The sequence below is a fragment of the Paenibacillus sp. J22R56 genome (assembly GCF_056269375.1).
In genome coordinates this window covers 1-23,538 of sequence record NZ_JBWDNV010000007.1, presented here as the reverse complement: position 1 = coordinate 23,538, position 23,538 = coordinate 1, and the positions used below count along the sequence as shown (strand labels likewise).

Genomic DNA, 23,538 nt, shown 5'->3' with positions numbered 1-23,538 from the left:
GATAACGGTTAAGGCCTGGGAGGATCGTAAAACATCTTAAAGGAAACCTTAAGAATTCCTTATTTGTGTATTCAAGTGGTCGGTTGTAGAGAAGTTTTCTGATACACTAGAGCCACGTTAATCAACTTACGAAAGAAAGATGGAGAGATCTCATGAAGACCATTCAAATCCTGATCGTGGACGACGACCTTGAAATCGCCCAATTGATCAAAATCTATTTGACTAATGAAGGATACCAGGTGCTCATAGCCAATAATGGACGTGAAGCATTGGACGTAATCGCCAAGGAATCTATTCAATTGATTATTCTCGACGTTATGATGCCCGAAATGGACGGTCTTGAGGTCGTCCGGGCGGTACGGGCGGAGCATGGAATTCCAATTCTGATGCTGAGCGCCAAAGCCGAAGATATGGATAAAATCATGGGGCTGACGACAGGTGCAGACGATTATATGGTTAAGCCGTTTAATGCTCTAGAGCTGATCGCCAGGGTGAAGTCGCTGCTTCGCAGATCCATATATTTGAACGCACAGATTCAACCCGTGCAGGACCCGGAAGAAATTCAGATCGATTCTCTGAATATAAGCAAAAAAGCGCATACGGTTACAGTGGAGGGCCGGAACGTTTATTTGACTTCAACAGAGTTCGATATTTTATATTTACTGGCGAGCCATCTCGGGCAGGTATTTAGTGCAGAGACTATTTTCGAAGCGGTATGGAAGGATAAGTTCCTGGAGTCCAACAATACGGTTATGGTTCACATAAGCAAGCTTCGAGATAAATTGGAAAGCGAGCTGGGCGGTGTCAAGCTGATCCAGACCGTATGGGGAGTAGGGTATAAAATTGATCCGTAAACCGTGGAAGAGCCTGCGTTTCAAAATGTTATATTTGTTTGGGTTAAGCGCGCTTGCGTCTCTCCTGACGATTGGCCTCCTATATTTCGCTGCCGCTGTTCTTTACAGCAGCGGTTTATTTATTGTTTCTGGTCTATTGCGGGAGATACTGGATAATTTCGGCCTCCCGGCTACAATTGTTACAGCCAGCCTTGTCTTATTTATAATCTATTTCTTCGCATTAAGCCGTTCGACTATTCGCTACTTGATGGGAATATCACAAGGAATTGAACGGATCGCCGAGGGGGATTTCGAATCCCGCTTACCGGTATATGGCAGTGACGAGCTTGGGGCATTGGCGGACAATATTAATAAAATGACGGCTCAGCTGAAATGGTCCATCGAGGAGGAGCGGCGCGCCGAGAAGGCAAAAGCCGAGCTGGTTACGAACGTTTCACACGATTTACGCACACCATTAACGTCAATTGTCGGATATTTAGGACTGATTGAAGAGGATCGTTACCGGGATGAAGTGGAGCTGAGGCATTATGTTCAAATCGCCTATGAGAAATCGATGCGTCTGAAAACGATGATCGACGACTTATTCGAATTTACGAGGACGAGCGGGGGAATGGGGCTGCGACTGACTCCAATCGATCTTACGCAGATGCTTGGGCAATTGGCGGCGCAGTTCGGTTTACAATTCGAACAGGCGGAGATGGAGAGTCGCTTGACTCTTCCTGATCATCCGATTATCGTTGACGCAGATGGAGATAAGCTTGTTCGAGTATTCGAAAACTTGATCGTCAATGCGATCCAATACGGAAGGGATGGCAGGCAGGTCGACATCTCAGTTTGGAGCGATAACGGACAAGCCATCGTTGAGATCACGAACTACGGCGAGCCTTTGCCTTCAGCCGTTATCCCGTTGTTATTCGAAAGGTTTTATCGCGCGGAGCATTCCCGATCGCATAATACGGGCGGCTCGGGACTTGGCCTCGCGATCGCTAAGAACATCGTTGAGCTGCATCATGGAACGATTTCCGCAGCAAGCGATCAAGGGAGAACCACATTTACGGTGAAGCTTCCGCTTGCGAAATAGGGAAATTGAAAAGCTGGATCTCAAATGAGGTCCAGCTTTTTGGATTGATTAAAAATGAATGCTCAGCTCACTCTTTTTTGTCATGTTTTTTTAATCTGGGTAATAGGAAAAGAGAAGGCGTTCCTCCCCATTCGTAATACTCCGTTAAATCGGATATGTCAGCCAAGCTGAATGCGACTAAAAAAGGTAAGAGGCCAATAGCAAGAATAGCAAATAATAATCCGAAGCAAATGGATTTTACAATCGCACCTACTGTCATCATACTCATCTCCAAATCTAAGTTGGATTTTGTGAAATTCTTTCATTTGTATCGCAATACGATATAAATATGTAGAGGAGCATGTATAAATGCCAAATCAAAGCTTAACGAAATCCGTATATGAGCAGTTAGCGAGTTTTAGGTATAAGCTGCGCGTATTTATGCACTTCAGTGAAAACGCCGCCAAAGAGGAAGGACTAACCCCACAACAACACCAATTAATGCTTGTTATTCAAGGATATCCAGGACGTGATTATGCTACCATCTCCGAAGTGGCTGAAAAGCTTCATATCACACATCATGCTTGTGTTGGGTTGGTATCCCGATGCGAAAAATCAGATTTGATTAAACGACGGCCCAATCCGGACGACGCAAGAAGCGTTCTTATTGCATTAACGGATAAAGGGATCGAGCTCCTGCATCGTATATCTGATGTGCATCTAAAGGAGCTTCAAAATCTTCAGATTGATCTAACTTCGTTTGAATATGATTCGGATCTGCTGAAACCAGCATTGACGGAATCCTGCCTGCTTTCAAAGCCTGGTCAGACTCACTCTGACTAGGCTTTTTCTTTTTACCTGCGGGAACAGGTTATTAATGATTAACTTCGACGTCATTTGTAAAAGATGGAAATAAGAAATAACATACTTCTGGTAAAAGTCAGACTAAGGTGATTGGCTGGTGATGTAATGCCTACAAGAAAAATTAAACGGATGGTTACGAAGCCGATTGTAATAGGACCAAGTAAAGTTCTGGATAAGCATAAAGGGGAGAAAATTAGTACCCATCTCGAGAGTACGATTGCTTTTATTAGCGGTATTCTGGGGATGAATGAAGATTTAACGATCAGAAGATTTCATGTGTTTGGGCAGCATCAAGCCGTTATCATGTACTACTCTAATATGGTGAATCAGTCTACCGTCAATGTGGATATTGTGAAAGCACTTATGTATGTTCCTCCACATCTTATAGGAAGAACCATAGAAGTTAATCAGTTAACTGATGTATTGATGAATGACGCACTTTATCATAGCGAGAGCAGATTGGAAGGCGGATTAACGGTTCTAGTCGATAGTCTTCTGCGAGGGGAGACAGTCGTGACAGTTGAAGGCCTGAGTCATTCCCTGATTATTAATACACGATACATAGATAAACGTTCGATTGAACAACCTGCGACTGAGCAGGTTATTCGGGGTCCTCGTGAAGGTTTTATCGAACCATTAGGCACGAATATCTCTCTTATCCGGTATCGGCTTCAATCTCCGGATCTTCGAATTGAGACGATGGAGATTGGCCGCAGAACCAAATCAAAGGTAGCTGTTTGCTATATGGAAGGAATTACCAACCCGGAGCTAGTTAAAGAGGTCAATAATCGTCTTTCCAAAATTGATATCGATACGGTGATGGACTCCGGCTACCTGGAGCAGTTTATTGAAGATAATCATTATTCGCCATTTCCGCAGGTTCAATATACGGAACGTCCTGATAAAGTCGTTGCGAATTTAGCTGAAGGAAGGGTGTCCATTCTTGTAGATGGATCGCCACTTGCTTTAGTTGTTCCAACGGTGTTTAACCAGTTCTATCAGACAGTAGAAGATTATACGGAGCGCTTCGTGCTAATGAGTTCGATCCGGCTCGCCAGGTTGATCGCATTAGTCTTTTCGCTGGTCTTTCCGGCGATATACGTCTCGATTATTTCCTACAATCCGGAGCTGATTCCAACTGAATTTGCAGTTGCCGTAGCAGGAGGCCGCGCAGGAGTTCCTTTTCCGGCTGTCATTGAAGTGATCATTATCGAAATAGCGATGGAAGTTTTAAGGGAAGCCACGATCCGATTGCCGCAGCAAGTCGGCGGCGCTCTTTCGATTGTCGGAGTGCTTGTCATTGGACAAGCAGCCGTGGCCGCCGGATTTGCCAGTCCAATTACGGTTGTCATTATTGCATTAACGACAATCGGATCATTTGCCACACCGGCTTATAATGCAGCGCTTGCGCTTCGGCTGCTTCGTTTTCCGCTTATCATATTGGCGGGAATCTTTGGTCTTTATGGGGTTATGATCGGATTAATCCTGATCGCCAACCATCTCTTATCGCTCAAGTCTTTTGGCGTTCCATACCTAAGCCCTCTTATCCCCGAAGACTTTCAGGGTTTGAAGGATCTGCTTATTAGAGGGCCGCTATGGATAATGAATAAGAGACCGGCTTTTCTAAAGACAGTCGATGAAACAAAAGTTTCGGAAACCATGTTCGATGAACTGGAAAAAACGTCAACTAACGTACTAGATCCCTTGAACGACAAGAATAAGTAGGAGGAGATTGCTATATGGAGTCCCGCCAGGTTACCGTCATACAGGCATCCGCCGTTTTAGTCAGCACCATTATTGGAGTTGGTGTGCTTGCCCTTCCGCTGTTTGCTGTACGCGCGGCGGATTCTGGAGGGCCGCTTGTTACTCTTCTTGCTGTGTTGCTTGCGTTTGTTGGATTAGCTCTGATCACATGGCTTGGTATACGGTTTCCCGATCAAACGATTATTCGTTACAGCGAAGTCATTATTGGAAAATGGCTAGCGTGGATAGGGAGCATGTTCATCATTCTCTTCTTTGCCGTGTTAACCTCGCTGACTGCGCGGGAATTCGGTGAAGTGGTCGTCACCTCGGTTTTGAAATCAACTCCTGTTGAGGTGACGGTTATTGTCATGCTGCTGCTTGCAGCTATTTCTACCCGTAATGGCATAACTACTTTTGCACATATTCATACTTTTTACGTTCCGTTTCTGTTAATACCCGTTCTGGTTATCGTCGCATTATCGCTTAAAAATGCGGAGGCGATTAACTTGCTGCCGATTTGGGGGAATGAACAGGGCGGAATGCTGAAAGGCATGTTAACGATAGCCGCTCTTTTTCAAGGAGCATTCATTCTGACCGCGGTCATTCCGGCAATGAAACACCCGGATAAGGCGATGAAGGCAAGTTTCTGGGGCATGGTTATTGCTGGCGGGCTGTACATCGTTATCGTGGCGGCTACAATTAGCGTGTTCGGCTCGGAGGAAATCAAGCAGCTGCTCTGGCCAACGTTAGAATTAGCCAAAGCGACAACGTTACCAGCCAACATATTGGAGCGTCTGGATGCTGCTTTTCTGGCTGTATGGGTGACAGCCGTGTTTACGACGCTTTTCTCCAGTTACTTCTTTACCATCTATGCATTAAGTCATCTTTTTCGGTTACAAGAGCACAAACTCTTCTCTTATTTTATTTTACCTTTTGTATTTGTCATGGCCATGCTGCCTCAAAACATCATACAAATGTATGAAATTATTGAAAATGTCGGCCGCATCGGGTTAATCATCACGATTGTATATCCTGGATTATTGCTTGTCGTTTCAATCCTTCGCAAGAAGAGAGGTAATCGCGTTGCAGACAAGAAAGTGGATCAAAGCAATTAGAATGCTATGCGCGGTTGTTATTGCCACGCCTTTTCTTGCTGGCTGTTGGGATCGTCTTGAGATTGAGGAGAGGGCAGTTGTGCTAGGGGTATCTATAGATACGGTAGACACGGAAGAAGCGGAAGAGGAGGAAGATGAAATATCCCATGTACGTGGGACGATTCCTGCACCCGTTAAAGGAATGATACGCGTTGCCGTGCAAATTGCTCTCCCCGGCAGAATACCGCTCGGACCAGGCGAAAGCGGAGGAGGAGCCAAAGGCTCCGTTGGACAAACGGTCTGGGTAATAGACGTTGTGGGTCACAGCATAAATGACGCGTTCATGAATTTGCAGCAGCAGGTATCCAGTAAGCTTTTTTTCGGTCATCTGCGCGTTATTGTCGTGTCTGAAGCGGTAGCTAGAAAAGGGCTGGAAAACATTAATGATTATTTCCGCCGTAATCCTGATGTTCGCCGCATGGCCTGGTTGATGATATCAAAAGGCCAGGCACGCAAGCTGATGACGGCAGCTCCGCCTCTTGAGCGAGTGCCTACGCTTTATTTGATGTCTACGCTGGATGAAGGCATTCGCATGGGGAAGTTTCCCAAAGACTATATCGGTACGTTTTGGAGCAACGTCTCTAAAAAAGGGCAGGAAGGCTTTCTACCTTACGTTGAAATAAAAAAGAAACAAAATGTGGAAATAAAGGGTCTTGCCTATTTTGTCGAAGACCGGATGGTTGGTGTGACCAAGCCGTTAGAAATCGCAGGCTATTTAGCTGTAAAAGGGATAAACCCTGCAGGCTACAGGGTGTTCATCCAATTGGACGGAGCAGAAGAAGCCATCATGACGAACGCAACACATCGCCGGTCCAAGATTAGTGTCCAAATAAAGGACGATGTGCCGCATTTCACGATAAATATCGCGATCGAGCTTAATGTGGAAGGAAAGATTAGCGAAGAGGTCCAGATTGATAATCCGGCCGTCCTGAAAATGATCGAAGACAAACAAACAGAGGTTTCCGTTAAATTTTATTCCGATATTATTAAGAAATCGCAAGAGAAAGGATCGGATTATTTCGGATTTGGCGAATATGTAAGAGCTAAAAAGCCGCAGTATTGGAATAAACGAATCAAGACGGCAGAGGGATGGCGCAACATGTACAAGGACTGTACCTTCGATGTCAAAGTAACGATGATGATCCGCCGCATCGGAATGAAGGGCAAATAATATCCTGGCTTGGAGGTGACATAGAGATGCTCGGTGGTTACACAATCGGCTATCTTTATTATGCAATTGCATTGTTTATTGTAAGCGGCTTGCTGATTCTTTATATCGATGTCAAAGACTTTCAAAAATCGAACCAAAAAAAAGAATGGAAAGTATCCCGATTTATTGGCTGGTTTAATGTAATTACCGGCTTCGTCACTTTGATCGGGAATTGGGTAATATAAGAGTCTTAAACGTAGTGAAAGCCCCGCCTATTGGTGGGGCTTTTCTCGTTTTGAAATTCTAATGCTCTCGACGGTACACCTTGGGAGACATCCCGTAAACTCTGTTGAACTGACGGGTGAAGTAGTTGCTGTCATTAAAGCCGCTTTTATAAGAAACCTCTGTGATCGGACTATTTGTTGTTTTCAGCAAATGGCATGCGTGCTCCAAGCGTAGTCGCAATAGATAAGCGAAGGGGGTCGTTTGATAATAAGATTGGAAAATCCGATTTAAATGTCTCACTGATATATCCGATTTGTCAGCGATCTGTTCTCGCGTAAGTGGTTCAAGATAGTGATCTTCCATAAAAGAAATGGCATTCGCCAAGTGCATGAAGTTGCTCTGAATTCCTTGTCGATCCTGATTCTGATATTGTCTGGACAGATAGACGACGAGTTCCATGAAACGTGAGCGAAGCATGGTCTGATAGCCCTGAAGCTTGTCCGAATACTCATTAATCATGAAGGCAACGTGGGAAGAAACGTATTCCAGACTCGAGATCGGTAAGCTGAGTTTACTGTTAAAAGGTTGTATATTGCGATAAAACGGTTCCAACACAAAAAGGGCTTGGTAGCCAATAGACGTTCTAAGGTCTGGTCCGGCTGAAGCTAGAATTTCAGGGCGATACATAATGTTACAAATTCGAAAATCATGTGGATCTTTATAAGCATGTGAGGTTGCACCGTCAATAACAAATACGTCCCCCTTTTTAATGAAAGATGCTTCTGTATTTACGATATGGGTAGCATGACCATTCAAAACGATGACAAGTTCAGAAAAATCTACATGATCATGAAGATACATGTCTTCGTCATGCCCACCATACCCAATATAAAATAAAAATTGCTCGTCGGATGTAAACCAATTCAAATGGACACTTCTCATTAAGATTCACCTCTAATTATGGCTCGCAATTGATTGATGTCCTAATCATGCTATTTTAGGACCCTAAAATCAAGGATTAAGGATAATCGGTTCCATTATAATGCTAGATGAACACAATAATAATCATAAATGGGGGATACAGATGGAAAAAGTAAGAGAAATGTCAAAGCTGGGCATCGTCTTTACGCTTGCAGTAGGTGTACTGGCTGGATGCTCTGGGAACAACAGCAATAACAGTGTTGTAAGCGGTAACAAAAGTGACGGGCTTGAAAATGATACATCACCAGTCACCTTCTCTTTCTTTAGTGAGGACCCAAATCCGAACTGGAGAAAAATGCAGGATGATGTAGGGAAAGAAATCACAAAGGCAACAGGTGTAACCCTTAATGCCGAATTCGCCGTTGGTGATCCTTCACAGAAGGTAGCACTCATCGCAACCAGCGGTGACTATCCGGATCTCATCAGCCCGAAAGGGGATTTGAACAAATTAGTCGATGCTGGAGCCATGCTTGATCTTACTGATTTGATTGAGAAGTATGCTCCAAATTTGAAAAAGCTGTTCGGTGACCAAATGAATCGTCTACGTTATAGTAACGACGACCAGTCCATCTATGTCGTTCCAACCTACTCAGCGGTGGGCGGCAAATCTTTTGTTGCAGGAGGCGGGTTCGAGCTCCAGCACCGTGCGGTGAAGGAAGCGGGTTACCCGGCGATCAAGACCCTTCAAGATTACGAGAATGTCATTAAATCCTATCTGGATAAGCATCCAACAGATGAGAACGGGAACAAAAATATTGGACTGCTCCTTAACGCAGATGACTGGCATACGTATATTTCCGTTACGAACCCGGCAGCAGAAACAACCGGTAAGTCAGGTGACGGTGAGTATTTTATCGATCCAAAAACGTATGAAGCTACCTATCATTATCGTACAGAAGGTGAGAAAGAGTACTTTAAATGGTTGAATCATATGTACAATAGCGGTTTGGTAGATACAGAAAGCTTCGTTCAGAAGAATGATCAGTACTTGGCTAAGGTTGCATCGGGACGGGTCATTGGCTTGATTGATGCAGATTGGGGTTACGCAGATGGAGAGAAGTCACTTAAAGCAGATAACAAGTTAGACCAAACCTACGGGCATTACTCGGTTATGTTATCTGACGCTTACAAAGACAACCGCTTCCAATCAACAGGCTTTATGGCAGGTTGGGGAGTAGGCATAACAACAGATTGCAAGGATCCGGTAAGAGCAATTAAATTTCTGGATTATTTAGCATCCGAGCAAGCCCAGGTTCTTAATAATTGGGGTATTGAAGGGAAGCATTATACGCTGCAGGACGGCAAACGTGTCGTTCCGGATGATGTTCAGGATCGAATTATAAATGATAATACGGCATTCAGTCAGGAATCGGGTATTGGTTTCTATTCCAACCTGGGTGCACATTACGGAGACGGCGTACAGGATTCTACGGGTAACTATTATACGAAGAATTTCCCAGAGCTCATTATTGACACCTATACAAGTGCCGATAAGGAAACACTTAAAGCCTATAACGCGACAACCTGGAAAGACCTGTTCCCACAAGAGGAAGCGTTCCCCGTTAAAGATTGGGGTGCTGCTTGGAATATAGCCGTACCAGGTGATGACGATGTAACAATCCTGGGGAACAAAATGAAGGACATTACTTGGAAGTTAATCCCGCAGGCCATTATGGCGAAGCCGGAAGACTTCGATCAGAAGTGGGACAGCTATCAGAAAGAGCTGCTCGACGCTGGTGTTGAGAAAATGGAAAAGGGCTTTACCAAATATGTTCAGGATCGCGTAAAACTATGGAATGAATAGAGACAATAGATTAGGAGAGCAGAGATATGAATTATAGTAATCCCGTCATCAGTGGCTTCCATCCAGACCCTAGCGTCTGCCGAGTAGGGGAAGATTATTATTTGGTCACAAGTTCGTTTGAATATTTTCCAGGTGTTCCCCTATTTCATAGTAAAGATCTTGTGAATTGGGAGCAGATTGGCCATGTTTTGACGCGGACGGAACAGCTGGATCTGCGAAAAGCCTGGAGCTCCGGCGGGATTTTTGCGCCAACCATACGGTTTAATAACGGAACATTCTACATGACTACGACAAACGTGTCAGGTGGGGGCAATTTTTATGTATTTACGGATGATCCTAGAGTTGGTTGGTCTGATCCAGTCTATGTAGACCAGCCGGGTATTGATCCTGATCTCTTCTTTGATGAGGACGGCTCCGTGTATTATACAACCTCTCATGATGCTAAGGGGCAAGGCGCTTATCAAAGCAGAATTGACATTAAGACAGGCAAACGTCTGTCGGATGTAATCCTGTTATGGAAAGGAACCGGCGGCCAATACCCGGAGGCTCCGCATATCTATCGAATTGGCGAATGGTATTACCTCATGATTTCTGAGGGAGGAACGGAGTACGGGCACATGGTAACGATAGCGAGGAGCAGGAGACCAGATGGTCCATTCGAGGGTTGTCCGTACAACCCTGTTCTAACCCATCGAAGCACACTAAATACGATTCAAGCAACGGGACACGCCGATTTCGTTCAAGCATCAGATAGCAGCTGGTGGGCGGTGTTCCTTGGTATTCGCCCTGCTGGTTATCCTAATCATCACTACTTGGGACGGGAGACCTTCTTAGCGCCAGTGACTTGGACAGAAGATGGCTGGCCAATTATTGGGGATAACGGAACGGTTGGTGAGACGATGCCGGCGGGTAATCTTCCTTTGCAGCCTAAGCCAAATAGCCAAGAGAGAGATGACTTCGAACAGACTGAGTTAGCTCCATACTGGAACTTCCTTCGTTCATCAGATTCGCAGAATTGGTCGCTTTCCGAGAAGAAAAGCTGCTTGACGCTATACGGCTCTGAGGCCACCTTGAATGAAATTGGCGTACCGTCTTTTATTGGTCGAAGACAGCAGCATTTTTTATGTCGTACATCTGCTCACCTTACGTTTGCACCACAGCAGGATGGTGAAGAAGCAGGTATGACGGTATTTATGAATGAACGGTTTCACTACGAAATAGCGATTAAGCAGATTACCGGAGAGCGTAAGCTTATCTTCCGCAGAAAAATTGGTTCACTCTGGAAGATAGAAAACGAACGGCCTTGGTCGGCTGACTCGGTTATACTAAGTGTCCGTGCGGACAAAACTAACTATGTCTTTGAGTATGCCGAAAGGGAGGAAGAAGAACCTATTCGGTTTGGACAAGGGGAATGCAAAATGCTGGCCACAGAATTAGCAGGCGGATTCACAGGTGTGTTTATCGCTATGTATGCGACGGGTAACGGAGTACGCTCCATTTCTCCTGCTTATTTTGACTGGTTTGACTATCATGTCACAGAGGATTAAATAGAAATACTTACTAAAGAGCTGCCGACTTCGGCAGCTTTTTTCGTTCACCACTAGGATCTTAATATCAAGTTAATAAAATATTTATTTTTGTACGATATTCTGCCTCAATAACAACTGAATGGGGGTATGAGAGCATAATTGGGATAAGTCTGAACCAAAACTTAGAAAAATAGATCGAAAAACCTGGAACTTGTATTTATGATGTACCTCCCGTATGTTATTAAAAAGAACTTATTTCCCCTAAGGAGATTTACAGGGCATGTCCATACGATTAAAATTGCTGTTATCTTATGCAGCTATGCTTATCATTCCGCTCATATCGATTCTGCTTATTTCACTTCTGCTGGTCGTTTTTTACCAAGGTGATATCCAAAATTTGAAAAGTGTTTATGAAACGACAGAAAACCGGTTTGGACACGAGGCTGTTGAACATGCTGCAAAAGAGATTAAACGCTCGTCCTTACGTCATCCTGAATTATTACTTGATTCTTCTTATCTTGATGAATTGTCGGAAGATCTGGAAAGTAATGATTCAGGCATAATAGTAAGAACCGGGAATTCTATCTACTACCGCTCGTCCAGCATTCAACAAAATAATCAACTTGTAACAGATTTGCCGCTCTTTCAACATGCAGATGTCGTTAACGGCTATACCGAAAGGAAAGAAGGGAACACGAATTATGTGTTCCAACAGTTTGATTTCGACTTTCAAAGCAAGCAGGTAAGCCTATTTATAATTTCTAAGGAGGACCCGCTTACCTATTTCATACGCAAGTATTTCCCTACCTTATTTGTTTGTTTACTATTAATTTTGATTGTCACACATCTGCTGCTGACGACTTATATGTCCAAAAGCATTATCCGCCGCATTGAAGCACTACGTAAAGCAGCAAGAGAGATGAAAAACGGGAATTTGGACTTTCAGCTTAATGTGCAAGGAAAAGACGAGATTAGCCAATTAGGTATGGCGTTCGAAGATATGCGCTCCCGCATGCAGGAGTCTATTCAGGTTCAGACGCAATATGAAGAGAACCGCAAGGAGCTGATTGCAAGTATCTCCCATGATTTAAGAACACCTCTTACGGCCATCCGAGGTTATATTGACGGGGTTATCGAAGGAGTGGCGGATACTCCTGAGAAGAGCATGAAATACATGAAGACGATTGCAGCCAAAGCAGGTGAGCTGGAGCATCTGATTAATGAGCTCTTCTTGTACTCTAAGTTGGACCTGAACCGTCAACTCTTCCAGTTTGAATCCGTGGAATTGCTGCCTTTTCTCAATGATTTATCTGAAGAACTTCAATTCGAGCTTGAGAAAAAGTCGATAATATTCGAACCAGATATCCGAATGGGCGCTGGGCCATCTGTCTTAATGGACAGGGATCAATTTAAACGCGTGCTAAATAATATTATTCAAAACAGCGTCAGGTATATGGATAAACCTTTACCTGCCATACAAATGAAAGCTTATCTGCAAGGGAATAAAGTTGTAATTGCGATAACGGATAATGGAATTGGTATGGAGGCAGACGTGGTTAAACATATTTTCGATCGCTTCTATCGCGTAGATGAATCGCGAAGTGCAAAGACAGGCGGGAGTGGGCTAGGCCTTGCTATTGCGAAACAAATTATGGAGGGGCATAACGGGATGATATCAGCTTCCAGTCAATTGACATTGGGTACAACGATCACCATTTCCATGCCTGTCCAATTCAGGGAATGAGGATGAGCGATGAAAAGTATTCTGGTCATTGAAGACGATACAACGATTTCAGAGCTTCAAAGAGATTATTTGGAGATTAATGGTTTTGAAGTGAAGGTAGCTGCCGATGGCGAAGCAGGTCTTACTATGAGTCTTTCTGGTATGTATGACCTGGTGATTCTGGATTTGATGCTTCCCAAGATGAACGGATTCGAAGTGTGCAAGAAAATCCGGGAGAAGCAGGACATTCCTATTCTAATCGTAACATCCCGCCACGAAGATATTGATGTAATCCGGGGTTTAGGTCTTGGTGCGGATGATTACATTACAAAGCCGTTCAAACCAGCAGAGTTGGTCGCAAGGGTGAAGGCTCATCTGGCAAGATACGAACGGTTGTTAGGTATTAAAGACGCGAGGAATATTATCTCAATTCGTGGTTTAAGTATCGATCCGGATACACGCAAAGTATTTGTTAATGATGAGGAAACCATTCTTACGACAAAAGAATTCGACTTGCTGTATTTCCTCGCCAGTCATCCCAATAAAGTTTTCAGCAAGGAGCATCTGTTTGAACGGATCTGGGGCATTGATGCCCTTGGTGATATCCAAACCGTAACTGTACATATTCGGAAAATTCGCGAGAAAATTGAAAAAGATTCGGCTAATCCCGTCTATATCGAGACATTATGGGGAGCGGGTTACCGCTGCAGAAGCTAGAGAAGAAGTCTGATCATCGATCAGGCTTTTTTATTTTTACTTCATAATAGTTAATAAAAATTTAATGAGATATTTACGGCTCGTTGAGGTCTTGGCTATAAAGTAGGGGAGGTCCACATGAGGATAACAAGCGATAGCGAGAAGGGAAGTTGTTTGGCATTATGCAAAATATATTGACAGCCGTCATACAGGGAATTGTAGAAGGACTAACTGAATTTCTTCCCGTGTCTTCGACGGGACATTTGATTTTAACCGGTAAATTACTAAACTTTACTGGTGACAAAGCGGATACCTTTGAAGTGATTATTCAGCTTGGCGCGATACTGGCAGTTGCTGTTATTTACTGGCGCAGGATATTGAATTTGCTTGGAATGGGGAAGCTGCAACCTGAGCAAGAAGCCGGAACGGCAACGGAATCATCAAGCAGACTAAATTTGATCCATGTTATTCTTGCTTGCCTGCCGGCGATGGTACTTGGACTAGCTCTGCACTCCGTTATTACATCTTATTTATTTTCTGCATACACCGTACTAGCAGGATTGGTGCTGGGAGGTATATTTATGCTGATTGGCGAGCGCAGCCAAGCTTCCGTTCAATCGAGTGGTGTTGATCAGATTACCTATAGACAGGCGATATATATCGGATTGTTTCAATGCTTGGCGTTATGGCCGGGCTTCTCGCGCTCTGGAGCAACGATTGCGGGAGGATTATTAGCAGGCGTTGAATACAAAGCAGCTACAAACTTTTCATTCTTAATCGCAATCCCAATGATGGTAGCTGCAAGCGGGTATGAGCTGTTAAAGAGCTATGACACATTAACAGCTTCTGATGCTGCATTTTTCATCACAGGATTTATTGTTGCGTTTGTCGTTGCATTGCTTGCCGTTATTACATTCTTGAAGCTCCTGGAACGATTCAAGCTTGCCCCATTTGCCTATTACAGATTTATACTCGCTGCTGTATTTCTCATTTATCTTCTGGTAACGGGGGTATAATATGCAAAATATCATCGAGTATATCTCAAGTATAGGAGTTCAATTAGTTGATGCAATTGGTCTTTACGGAATATTTATTGGAATGTTGTTGGAAAGTGCATGTATCCCAATTCCAAGTGAAGTTATTATGTTAAGCGGTGGATTGGCGGCAGCGAGCGGCTCGATGTCATGGCAGGATGTTGCCATTGCGGGGGTACTCGGCAATGTTGCAGGTTCAGTAATCGCCTACTATGTCGGAGTGCTAGGCGGGAGAAAGCTGTTAAACCGCTACGGAAAATATGTGTTGTTCAGAAGCTCGCATCTTGATCAGGCTGAGCGTTGGTTTGAACGCTATGGTAAGGGAAGTGTGTTTTTTACAAGGAATCTGCCATTTATCCGAACTTTTATTTCGCTGCCGGCAGGTATTGCGAAGATGAAGTTCTCTACTTTTATCATATATACCTTTCTAGGCTGCATTCCGTGGAATATGGCATTAGCGTATGCGGGGTATAAGTGGGGAGAAAGTGCTGATCGATTAGAGAGCTACATGCATCCTATCAGTTATGCCATTGCCGTTCTTCTGGTCGGATTGCTTGTATACTCGCTATTCAGAAAAAAAAGGTCTCGGGTATGATACAGCCAGCAGCTATTCATGCATCAGTCTCTAATCTGATAATCGAACATTATGATTACAGCTTTACGTCTGAGGGTGAGCCGGTTATTCATCTCAATAACAGTCCGGAAGTATTAACAGGTGATCTTTTGGTCCAATTGGACCGTGCTTTTAATACCAGTCAAGATGAATGGGGTTATAAACATGTAGGAAATGCCATCGCCGTACATGATGTTACTCTCGAACCAGGAAGGAATCAAACTCTTGAAATTCAGAATGCTCCTGCGCTGAAGTCAGGTGATTATAGAGCGAATATTCAGTTTCAACGTTTAAAGGAATCCAAACAGGCTCAAATTGATTTCACGATTACCCAAACAGATATAAGTCAGATGGGGCGGGAAGCTTTCCAACCTCATGGCGGTAACAGCCATCGTTCGCAGCTCCTGAAATATAAGTCGATAACTATTGTTAGCCTATTCATAATTACAGGGGCTTTAGTTAAACTGTTTCGAGAAAAGCCGTAATCAATTCGATTAATAGTAAGGAGACATTTATGTATATTTATAAAGCTGAAAACCATTCTAAAGTAGCGAATTTGTTAGTTAAAGTGCCAGAGATCACCTTGTACTTCTGGATTACGAAGCTCCTTACTACTGGTATGGGGGAAGTTGCTTCTGATTATTTATTTGAGCGTCTAAATCCTCTAATTTCCCTGCCGCTCAGTGTAGCGATTTTTATTGCTGCAATGATTCTTCAGTTCAAAGCAAAACGATATGTGCCTAGTCTATACTGGCTTGTTGTTATCATGGTGAGCATTTTCGGTACAACGGCAGCAGATGTTGTTCGTGTTGGCTTAGGAATACCTTATGTGGCATCTACGATCTTTTTTGCTGTGATGCTCGCTGCAGTACTCATTACCTGGTATATCAAAGAGGGAACTTTATCCGTGCATCATATAAATACCCGCCGAAGAGAAATTTTTTATTGGCTGACTGTTTCGACCACGTTTGCGCTTGGTACAGCGGCAGGTGACATGACCGCTTCCTATATGCATTTAGGATATTTATCATCAGGGATTATGTTTAGTGTTGTTCTCGTAATACCTGCCCTAGGTTATTGGCTGTTTAATATGAAAGAAGTAGCTGCTTTCTGGTTTGCCTATATTATGACACGGCCTGTTGGTGCATCGTTTGCAGACTGGTTATCTGCTTCGCATGCAGACGGGGGAGCAGGCTATGGCAAAGGTATTGTAAGTTTAATCTTATTCGTTATTATCGTACTTCTTGTTTTCACTCGAGGTGGCGCTCCGGCTAAGATAGAGGAACATCAACATTCTTTAACCAATCCATAACTCTACTCTTATCATTTCATGCTAATTTCATAGTTTATTGGTATATTAAAGTTCTATGAAGTTACAGGAGGTAAGAATCATGCGCATCTTGCTGGCGGAGGACGATGAAACGCTGGGTGAGTTAATCGAGCATCAACTAAAGCGGCAATATCACACTGTCGATTGGATGAAGGATGGTCAACAGGCGAGGGATGCTATTGCAGCTAGCCGTTATGACGTATATGTGCTTGATTGGATGCTCCCTGAGATGACCGGCTTGGAACTCGTGCGGGAGATCCGCAGCAAGGGAGATCATACCCCGATTCTGTTATTGACGGCAAGAGATGCCGTTCAAGACCGGGTGGAAGGGCTGCGTACAGGTGCAGATGATTACATGATAAAACCTTTTGCATTCGAGGAACTGGAAGCGCGCTTGATTGCTTTATTCAGGAGGCAGGAGCGGGGTTATCAGTCGGATACGTTAAGCATGGGGGATATAACAGCACATTTAAACCGGTTTGAAGTAACACGGGGAGGTTTAGCCATTGCGCTTACGCGGCGAGAGTTTCAATTACTTATCTGCTTGATGCGACATGCAGGCCAAGTGTTGTCACGGGAGCAATTGCTTGATCATGTATGGGGAATCGGATCGGATGTGACTTTGAACGTTGTAGACGTGACGATTAAATTACTTCGCAAAAAAGTGGACGGGCCTTACGAGTCAAAATGTATCCAAAGTGTCTATGGTGCAGGCTATCGGCTGCTGATGGATGGGGAGAAGTCATGTTCAAACGTACGCGAACCCGGCTAACGCGCGAATTCTCGCTAACCGTTGGTATTATTCTGATGATATCTGCGCTCTTCTCCTTGTGGATGGTGCAGCATATGCTGACGAGAACAGAGGATAATCAGCTTAAGGCGTTAAGCAGTCAATATGAGACAGAACTGCAGAAGCTTCTCGCTTCGCCTAAGGGGGAAGTCCTGTTCGACTCTTCAGTTGGCCAAGGGAAGGTCAACGCTTCTTTTGCTCCAAGCGGTTTGCAATTGAACCAAATGGCGTGGTTCATCGATCCTAACGGGCAGATTATTTTCGAATCTCCTTCAACTAGCAAGCTTGGTGTATCAGTTGAGGAGTTTCCTACGGCAGCCTTATTGCCGAGCCTTCTATCGAAACCGGACAACGACTTTCATAATGTTCGAGCTTATGGCCGGACCTTTCGTATTGGAGGGACAGTCATTGCTACAGGGAAGATCAAAGACTATCGGATCCTCGTCGCACAGGAAGTGACAAGTGATACCGCGCTATTGACTCAGCTGCGATGGGCGTTCGCAGGTTTCGCCCTTCTCTTGCTTGCAGCCGGTGGGGCTGCTGGTTATGTTCTGGCTGGACGAGCAATGGGTCCGATTGTTCAAGCTTTCCGCAGGCAGGAACAGTTCACTTCTGATGCGTCGCATGAGCTTCGGACACCTCTTAGCATTTTGAAATCCGCATATGAAGTGTTGGATGAGGAAAGCAATAAGCTCCCCGACTTTCACCGTAATGTACTTATGAAGTCGGGACGTGAAATTCATCATATGAGCCGCTTGGTCGATAATTTGCTTGTACTCGCTCGAAGTGACAGCGGCCGCATTGAACTGGCTGTATCTAGCTTCTCATTGAGGAACACAATTAATCAAGTGATTGAGCAGGTTGAGCCGATTGCAGCCTCGAAGAATGTGAAGCTAGTATGGAATGGTGGACAAGGCACTGTTGGCATGGACGAAACAATGATTCAAGCAGATGAAGTACGTATACGGCAGCTTCTTCTTATCTTGATCGAGAATGCGATTCAATACAATCGGGATGGAGGCAAAGTTACGGTGTCGCTGGATGTGAATCCTCATAAGACGTCCTTTACCGTGAGCGATACGGGAATTGGCATTGAGGAGGGGCACTTGCCTCGAATCTTTGAACGATTTTATAGAATGGATAAAGCCCGTACTCGTCGATCGGAGGGCACTGGCCTTGGACTTGCGATTGCCAAACAAATTGTGAATGCTCATCGTGCTAAGATCGAAGTGTGGAGTACGCCGCAGTCGGGGACTACATTTCGCGTCACGCTGCCAAACCTTTCAGATTCTTTTCAGAATGTTAGCTTATCTTAATACATGCAGCCTCCGGAATACGGACGGTAATATGACTAAGGATGGGATCTAACGATGAAGAAAAACTGGAAAATCGCAAGCGCAGCCTTACTGATTGCGATCGCTGTACCGGTAACCGCCTATGCGGCGGACAACATGAACGGCAAATCGCCAGCCGATCTTAAGAAAGAGAGCTCCGCTGTACAGAAGACAACTCCGGTTGGCGGTCAAGACGAAAAGCGGGCTCAAGAGAAAGGGATTAAGCTGGATGTCCAGGACATGGCAGCTTCGAAGCTTGGTTTGGATCAAACAGCTTTGGAACAAGCCATGAAAGATGGCAAATCACTTGCTGATATTGCACAAGAGAAAGGACTTGAGCTTCAACCGCTGATTGATGAGCTAACGCAGGAAATAATTGAAGCCATTACCCTCAAGCGAGGTTCTGAAGAGTTTACTTCTGAGGAGCAGGAGAATGTGAAGAAGAAGGCTTCGATGGAAGCGGAGCGTGTCTTCACAATGCCGCTTAATAAGGAGCAGGACAAGCAGGATCGTACCGGAGAAATGAATATCCAGGCCGCTTTTGAACTGATTGGTATCGACAAAGCAGAGTTCGCTAAGGAAGTCCAAGCGGGTAAAACATTAGCAGACATTGCTAAGGATCATGATGTAACGCGCCAGCAGTTAATTGACGCACTGATGACCGATGTGAACGACAAAATCACTGAGGTTCAAGCTAATGGCGACATTACGCAAGAGCAAGCGGACCAGAAGAAGCAAGCTGCGCTGAAGGATGTCGAGACTTTCGTCGATCAGACTCAGACTGTTTTTGAGAAGAAGCAATAAGTTTCATGATGAAGGGCTGCCGGTTACGGCAGCTTTTTTTAATATAAAGATTTGACTACAGTCATGTAGTACTATACTCTGCAAAGAGGAACAGACTTTCGAAACAGCCAAAGGGAGATACCAATGCCTTCAATTATTGCCAAACCATTTGATAAAGAAATGCAAAACCTGTTAGGTGAATTAAGCTCAGGATATCATGCAGGAGAATTGAGCCAGAAAGATCCGTCGGAATTGACCGAAGAAATCTATATCATCGAGAATGATGATGAAATGGTTGGATATGGCATCATCCGAGAATACGCACAAGGGAACCAGTTAATTCAGAAGGCAGAGAAGGATTATTTTCACCAGGATGAAAGGTATCTGCAGAGGGATTTCTATATTGAGATTAAGAATGAAACCAACTTTGTATTTATTGAAGTATTAGATGTGCTGAAGGAGCATGAAGGAAAAGGGTATGCAGCGTTTTTCATGAATTGGCTGAAAGCTAAATATCCGAATAAACGGATGTATGTATACTCGCTGGATAAATCACAAAACTTTTGGTTTAAACAGCAGTTCGAGGTTGTTGGGAACACGGTTTGGATGACATATAACTAACAGAAGAAAGCCCCAATTTGGGGCTTTTTTCGTGCTCACTGATGATTTTCAGTTTTATTTATCCACTTGTAATGCTTGTTTTCGACTAGTTTGCCGTGCTGGAAGTAAGCAGAGAAGAGTCGCAGCAAGTGCGGCAATAATAAATACAACGGACCCTAACAAGGAATTTGATATAGCATGGGCAAATTGTAAGCTGGAAGGTTGATCTGTATGACTTGATTGATTAAATACAGTTATGAGAACAGCCAAACCTAACGATGCACCACTTTGATGTGCGACATTAATGAGACCCGAAGCCGCACCCGTATCTCGAGGCTCGACATCGGTAAGTCCCATTGCTGTGAGCGGCTGAAATACCATTCCGGCGCCAATACCCATAATTGCGAGAAGGATGAACATTTCAGGGAAGAAATGACCTTGTATGGAAATGATTCGACTGAGCCATAGTGTACCAATGATCGCGATTATTAAACCAGCCATCAGAACTCTAATATTTCCAAAACGGTGCACGAGCCCATGCATCAGGTACATCATCCCGAATTGGGCGACCGTAAATGGCAGGAAGGCGAGACCTGCTTCAAATGAGCTGAAGTGGGCGGAGTTTTGCAAATATTGAGGGATAAAGAAAAAGAGTGAAAAATTCCCGCCTACCATCAGAAATCGTCCTAGATAAGCTCCCGACCGCTGGCGGCTTGCAAACAACCGGAGCGGGATGATTGGCTCAGCAGCTCGAGCTTCAATAAGAACGAATGCTGTTAATAGAACAATACCTGCTGTAAGTGGAATCCATGTTTCAGGCTTCCCCCAACCGTAATCTGCAGCTTGAACAAAGCCATATACTAACCCCGTCATGCCAATGACAGATGTGAGCGCACCCCATAGATCAAACCGCCCTGTTCGAATAGTTGTTTTCTGGATAAACTTCTGTACCAAATACAGCAGAGCGATCCCAATAGGAACATTAATAAACATCCCGAGACGCCACGATATAAAATCGGTGAAAAATCCACCAAGAATAAGACCAATACTGCCGCCGGCAGCTGAAACGGCACTATACATCGCAATTGCTCTGGCACGTTCCTTGGCTTCAACAAAGCTTGCTGAGAGTAAAGCCAGTGCAGCAGGTGTTGCTAATGCAGCCGCAAAGCCTTGGAAGGCGCGGGAGATTAGCAGAAATTCAGCTGTTGGAGCAAGCCCAGCCAGTAGAGAGGTCAGCGAAAATAACCCAATGCCTATACCAAGCATTCTTCTCCGCCCTAATAGATCTCCAGCCCGAGCACCAAGCAGCAAGAAACCGCCAAACGCTAAAATGTAGCTGTTTTGAACCCAGGTCAAGCTGGTTGTCGACATATGAAGTGAGCGGCCGATTTGAGGAATTGCTGTCACCATAATAGAAGCATCAAGCACAACAATTAGTTGGCATGCAATAATAATGGTTAGAATAATCCATTTGGACTGATGCATTTACATGTTCCTTTCCATATTGAAAGATAGTGGTTCTGAGAAACATTATGGATGGAATCAGCGTAAAGAAGTAGATCGTTCCTGCTTAAAAGTTGCCTAAAGCTGCAAAATGATGTATATAATCAAGAAACAAGACGGAAGGGGATAAAAGGAATGTCGGAGAAGCTTAATCAACTTATTGCCATGACGAATCGCTTTACCTCGGAAGAAGGACGAACGCCAACCATCGTGCCGTTTCTTTCTATAGTCAGACGCTGTCACGATACCCTGCGTAGTCCAGGTGTATTAACGCCTTCCTTTTGTCTAATCCTTCAAGGGGCGAAGAAGCTTTATCTTGGCCAAGAAGTTTTTCATTATGGAGCGGGTGATTACTTAGCATCCCTGATTGATATTCCGGCTTCGGGCCAGGTCGTTGGGGCTGCAGAACAATCACCTTATATTGGGCTGCGCATCGATTTTACAACGCAGGAAATTGCCTCTGTCGTAATGGAGGCAGAGATCCTCACGGAGCCAAAGGAGAAAAATCCGAGTGCCGGAGCCTTCATTGGTAAATCCGATGCTGATCTGCTCGATATCTTTTACCGTTTATTGAAGCTAATGGATAAGCCCAATCAGGTTCGATATATGTCCGAGCTGCTCAAAAAGGAAATGATTTTTAATTTGCTGTCAGGTGATTATGGACACTTATTTATGCAAAAGGTTTTATTTGATCAAAGGGCAGATGGAGTTGGAAAGGCAATTCAATGGATCCAAGAAAACTACACACGTTCTTTTACCATTGAAGAGCTGGCAAAGTCCTGTAACTTGAGTACCTCCGGCCTGCATCATAAATTCAAAGCGATCACAACAATGGGACCTTTACAATATCAGAAGCAGCTTCGGCTTCAAGAAGCCAGACGCCTGATGTTGAGTGGTCCAGTAGGGGCAACGATGGCCGCAATGACAGTGGGTTATGAAAGTCCCTCTCAATTCAATCGTGAATACCGAAGACTGTTTGGCCAACCTCCTCTGCAAGATATGAAAATGATGCGCAAATCATCCAGCGTATGGGGATTTGAGGATAGTTAAAAAGCAACCCCGATCAATTATGCTCGGGGTTGCTTTTCTATAGAAGAGGCAAAGGTTCTTGGTTATCGAGCAAGGGTAATAGAATAGTTTAGGATAGGCGTGACACTAAGGAAAGTAAATTATTACCTGTTGAACTTACTAGATGAATCATGGTATATTCTACTTCCGGCCTAGAGAGACAAGCGGTTGGGCAGAAAAAGCTGAATATAATTGATTAATAGAAACTATGATCGATGAAAAATAAAGCTTGACTCTGGAAATGATAACGTGATATATTAAGCCGCGTTGTTGAAAAAATTGTTCTTTGAAAACTGAACAACGAGCAAAACTGCCCCGTTAGAAATAACGGAAAAAGCGATGTATTGATCTTTATCGAAGTAACTCAGCGATGAGCGACCGCGATTAGAGGTTGATCAAAACGCCGATTGGAAAACTTGTTTTCCAATCGGTATAAAAGTTTGAGCAAGTCAAACACCAAGGAGTTTTCGTCGATCGGTTTCGGTCGAGCGATGAAAAATCCATTTCATGGAGAGTTTGATCCTGGCTCAGGACGAACGCTGGCGGCGTGCCTAATACATGCAAGTCGAGCGGACTTTGCCTTCGGGCGAAGTTAGCGGCGGACGGGTGAGTAACACGTGGGTAACCTGCCCATAAGACTGGGATAACATTCGGAAACGAATGCTAATACCGGATACGCGAATTGGTCGCATGGCCGAAT

Annotated in this window: 23 protein-coding genes and 1 rRNA gene; 21 read left to right on the top strand and 3 right to left on the bottom strand. The window is 44.3% G+C overall.

Features of this window, described 5'->3' with window-relative positions; translation table 11 throughout:
- Positions 1-152: 152 nt before the first annotated feature.
- The gene (locus AC0YNT_RS17245) at positions 153-854 is read left to right on the top strand and encodes a response regulator transcription factor (RefSeq protein WP_475805753.1); all 702 of its coding nucleotides are present in this window, start codon (positions 153-155) and stop codon (positions 852-854) included.
- A complete protein-coding gene (locus tag AC0YNT_RS17240) occupies positions 844-1,935 on the top strand; it encodes a sensor histidine kinase (RefSeq protein WP_475805752.1) in 1,092 nt (363 codons plus the stop codon). The genes AC0YNT_RS17245 and AC0YNT_RS17240 overlap by 11 nt, the downstream gene beginning before the upstream one ends.
- Positions 1,936-2,002: 67 nt before the next feature.
- On the opposite strand, the gene AC0YNT_RS17235 is transcribed toward AC0YNT_RS17240, so the two are convergent.
- Positions 2,003-2,197: a hypothetical protein gene (locus AC0YNT_RS17235; RefSeq protein WP_475805751.1), complete on the bottom strand. Its 195-nt coding sequence runs from the start codon at positions 2,195-2,197 to the stop codon at positions 2,003-2,005.
- A gap of 86 nt (positions 2,198-2,283) precedes the next feature.
- On the opposite strand from AC0YNT_RS17235, the gene AC0YNT_RS17230 reads away from it, so the two are divergent.
- From AC0YNT_RS17230 to AC0YNT_RS17210, 5 genes are all read left to right on the top strand, one after another.
- Complete coding sequence (locus AC0YNT_RS17230) at positions 2,284-2,757, top strand: MarR family winged helix-turn-helix transcriptional regulator (RefSeq protein ID WP_475805750.1); 474 nt, start codon at positions 2,284-2,286, stop codon at positions 2,755-2,757.
- Between the two features lie 126 nt (positions 2,758-2,883).
- Entirely contained in the window at positions 2,884-4,503 is a 1,620-nt protein-coding gene (locus AC0YNT_RS17225) for a spore germination protein (RefSeq protein ID WP_475805749.1), read from the top strand.
- Positions 4,504-4,517: 14 nt separating this feature from the next.
- Positions 4,518-5,636: a GerAB/ArcD/ProY family transporter gene (locus AC0YNT_RS17220; RefSeq protein ID WP_475805748.1), complete on the top strand. Its 1,119-nt coding sequence runs from the start codon at positions 4,518-4,520 to the stop codon at positions 5,634-5,636.
- Positions 5,605-6,846, top strand: a complete 1,242-nt coding sequence (locus AC0YNT_RS17215) for a Ger(x)C family spore germination protein (RefSeq protein ID WP_475805747.1) — start codon at positions 5,605-5,607, stop codon at positions 6,844-6,846. Before AC0YNT_RS17220 ends, AC0YNT_RS17215 begins: the two co-directional genes overlap by 32 nt.
- 26 nt (positions 6,847-6,872) lie before the next feature.
- Positions 6,873-7,070 (top strand): CLC_0170 family protein, encoded by a 198-nt coding sequence (locus AC0YNT_RS17210; RefSeq protein WP_475805746.1) that lies wholly within the window; start codon positions 6,873-6,875, stop codon positions 7,068-7,070.
- Between the two features lie 58 nt (positions 7,071-7,128).
- Here the strand turns inward: AC0YNT_RS17210 and AC0YNT_RS17205 are convergent, their stop codons facing one another.
- Positions 7,129-7,992 carry an AraC family transcriptional regulator gene (locus AC0YNT_RS17205; protein WP_167278134.1) on the bottom strand — a complete coding sequence of 288 codons (864 nt, stop codon included), beginning with the start codon at positions 7,990-7,992 and terminating at the stop codon, positions 7,129-7,131.
- Positions 7,993-8,134: 142 nt separating this feature from the next.
- Between AC0YNT_RS17205 and AC0YNT_RS17200 the strand changes: the two genes are divergently transcribed.
- The 12 genes from AC0YNT_RS17200 to AC0YNT_RS17145 all read left to right on the top strand — a co-directional run bounded on the left by AC0YNT_RS17200 (position 8,135) and on the right by AC0YNT_RS17145 (position 20,288).
- Positions 8,135-9,835: an ABC transporter substrate-binding protein gene (locus AC0YNT_RS17200; RefSeq protein ID WP_475805745.1), complete on the top strand. Its 1,701-nt coding sequence runs from the start codon at positions 8,135-8,137 to the stop codon at positions 9,833-9,835.
- Positions 9,836-9,861: 26 nt separating this feature from the next.
- Positions 9,862-11,382 (top strand): glycoside hydrolase family 43 protein, encoded by a 1,521-nt coding sequence (locus tag AC0YNT_RS17195; protein WP_475805744.1) that lies wholly within the window; start codon positions 9,862-9,864, stop codon positions 11,380-11,382.
- Between the two features lie 262 nt (positions 11,383-11,644).
- Positions 11,645-13,108, top strand: a complete 1,464-nt coding sequence (locus AC0YNT_RS17190; RefSeq protein ID WP_475805743.1) for a sensor histidine kinase — start codon at positions 11,645-11,647, stop codon at positions 13,106-13,108.
- Between the two features lie 9 nt (positions 13,109-13,117).
- On the top strand, positions 13,118-13,804 hold the full coding sequence (locus tag AC0YNT_RS17185) for a response regulator transcription factor (RefSeq protein ID WP_475805742.1): 687 nt from the start codon (positions 13,118-13,120) through the stop codon (positions 13,802-13,804).
- A 161-nt stretch (positions 13,805-13,965) separates the two neighbouring features.
- On the top strand, positions 13,966-14,799 hold the full coding sequence (gene bacA, locus AC0YNT_RS17180; RefSeq protein WP_475805741.1) for an undecaprenyl-diphosphate phosphatase: 834 nt from the start codon (positions 13,966-13,968) through the stop codon (positions 14,797-14,799).
- Position 14,800: 1 nt separating this feature from the next.
- Entirely contained in the window at positions 14,801-15,412 is a 612-nt protein-coding gene (locus AC0YNT_RS17175; protein ID WP_475805740.1) for a DedA family protein, read from the top strand.
- Positions 15,409-15,915 carry a hypothetical protein gene (locus AC0YNT_RS17170; RefSeq protein WP_475805739.1) on the top strand — a complete coding sequence of 169 codons (507 nt, stop codon included), beginning with the start codon at positions 15,409-15,411 and terminating at the stop codon, positions 15,913-15,915. The genes AC0YNT_RS17175 and AC0YNT_RS17170 overlap by 4 nt, the downstream gene beginning before the upstream one ends.
- Positions 15,916-15,944: 29 nt before the next feature.
- Entirely contained in the window at positions 15,945-16,742 is a 798-nt protein-coding gene (locus AC0YNT_RS17165; protein ID WP_475805738.1) for a COG4705 family protein, read from the top strand.
- A gap of 79 nt (positions 16,743-16,821) precedes the next feature.
- Complete coding sequence (locus tag AC0YNT_RS17160) at positions 16,822-17,532, top strand: response regulator transcription factor (RefSeq protein WP_475805737.1); 711 nt, start codon at positions 16,822-16,824, stop codon at positions 17,530-17,532.
- The gene (locus AC0YNT_RS17155) at positions 17,505-18,866 is read left to right on the top strand and encodes a sensor histidine kinase (protein WP_475805736.1); all 1,362 of its coding nucleotides are present in this window, start codon (positions 17,505-17,507) and stop codon (positions 18,864-18,866) included. The genes AC0YNT_RS17160 and AC0YNT_RS17155 overlap by 28 nt, the downstream gene beginning before the upstream one ends.
- Positions 18,867-18,920: 54 nt before the next feature.
- Positions 18,921-19,688 (top strand): hypothetical protein, encoded by a 768-nt coding sequence (locus AC0YNT_RS17150; protein ID WP_475805735.1) that lies wholly within the window; start codon positions 18,921-18,923, stop codon positions 19,686-19,688.
- A gap of 123 nt (positions 19,689-19,811) precedes the next feature.
- Positions 19,812-20,288: a GNAT family N-acetyltransferase gene (locus AC0YNT_RS17145; RefSeq protein WP_475805734.1), complete on the top strand. Its 477-nt coding sequence runs from the start codon at positions 19,812-19,814 to the stop codon at positions 20,286-20,288.
- A 54-nt stretch (positions 20,289-20,342) separates the two neighbouring features.
- On the opposite strand, the gene AC0YNT_RS17140 is transcribed toward AC0YNT_RS17145, so the two are convergent.
- On the bottom strand, positions 20,343-21,752 hold the full coding sequence (locus tag AC0YNT_RS17140; RefSeq protein WP_475805733.1) for an MFS transporter: 1,410 nt from the start codon (positions 21,750-21,752) through the stop codon (positions 20,343-20,345).
- Between the two features lie 153 nt (positions 21,753-21,905).
- Here AC0YNT_RS17140 and AC0YNT_RS17135 point away from each other — a divergent pair, with 153 nt between their 5' ends.
- Together AC0YNT_RS17135 and AC0YNT_RS17130 are read left to right on the top strand one after the other, a co-directional pair.
- Positions 21,906-22,820, top strand: coding sequence for an AraC family transcriptional regulator (locus tag AC0YNT_RS17135; protein WP_475805732.1), 915 nt, complete (start codon positions 21,906-21,908; stop codon positions 22,818-22,820).
- 522 nt (positions 22,821-23,342) lie between these two features.
- Positions 23,343-23,538, top strand: a 16S ribosomal RNA gene (locus AC0YNT_RS17130); the annotation flags it as partial.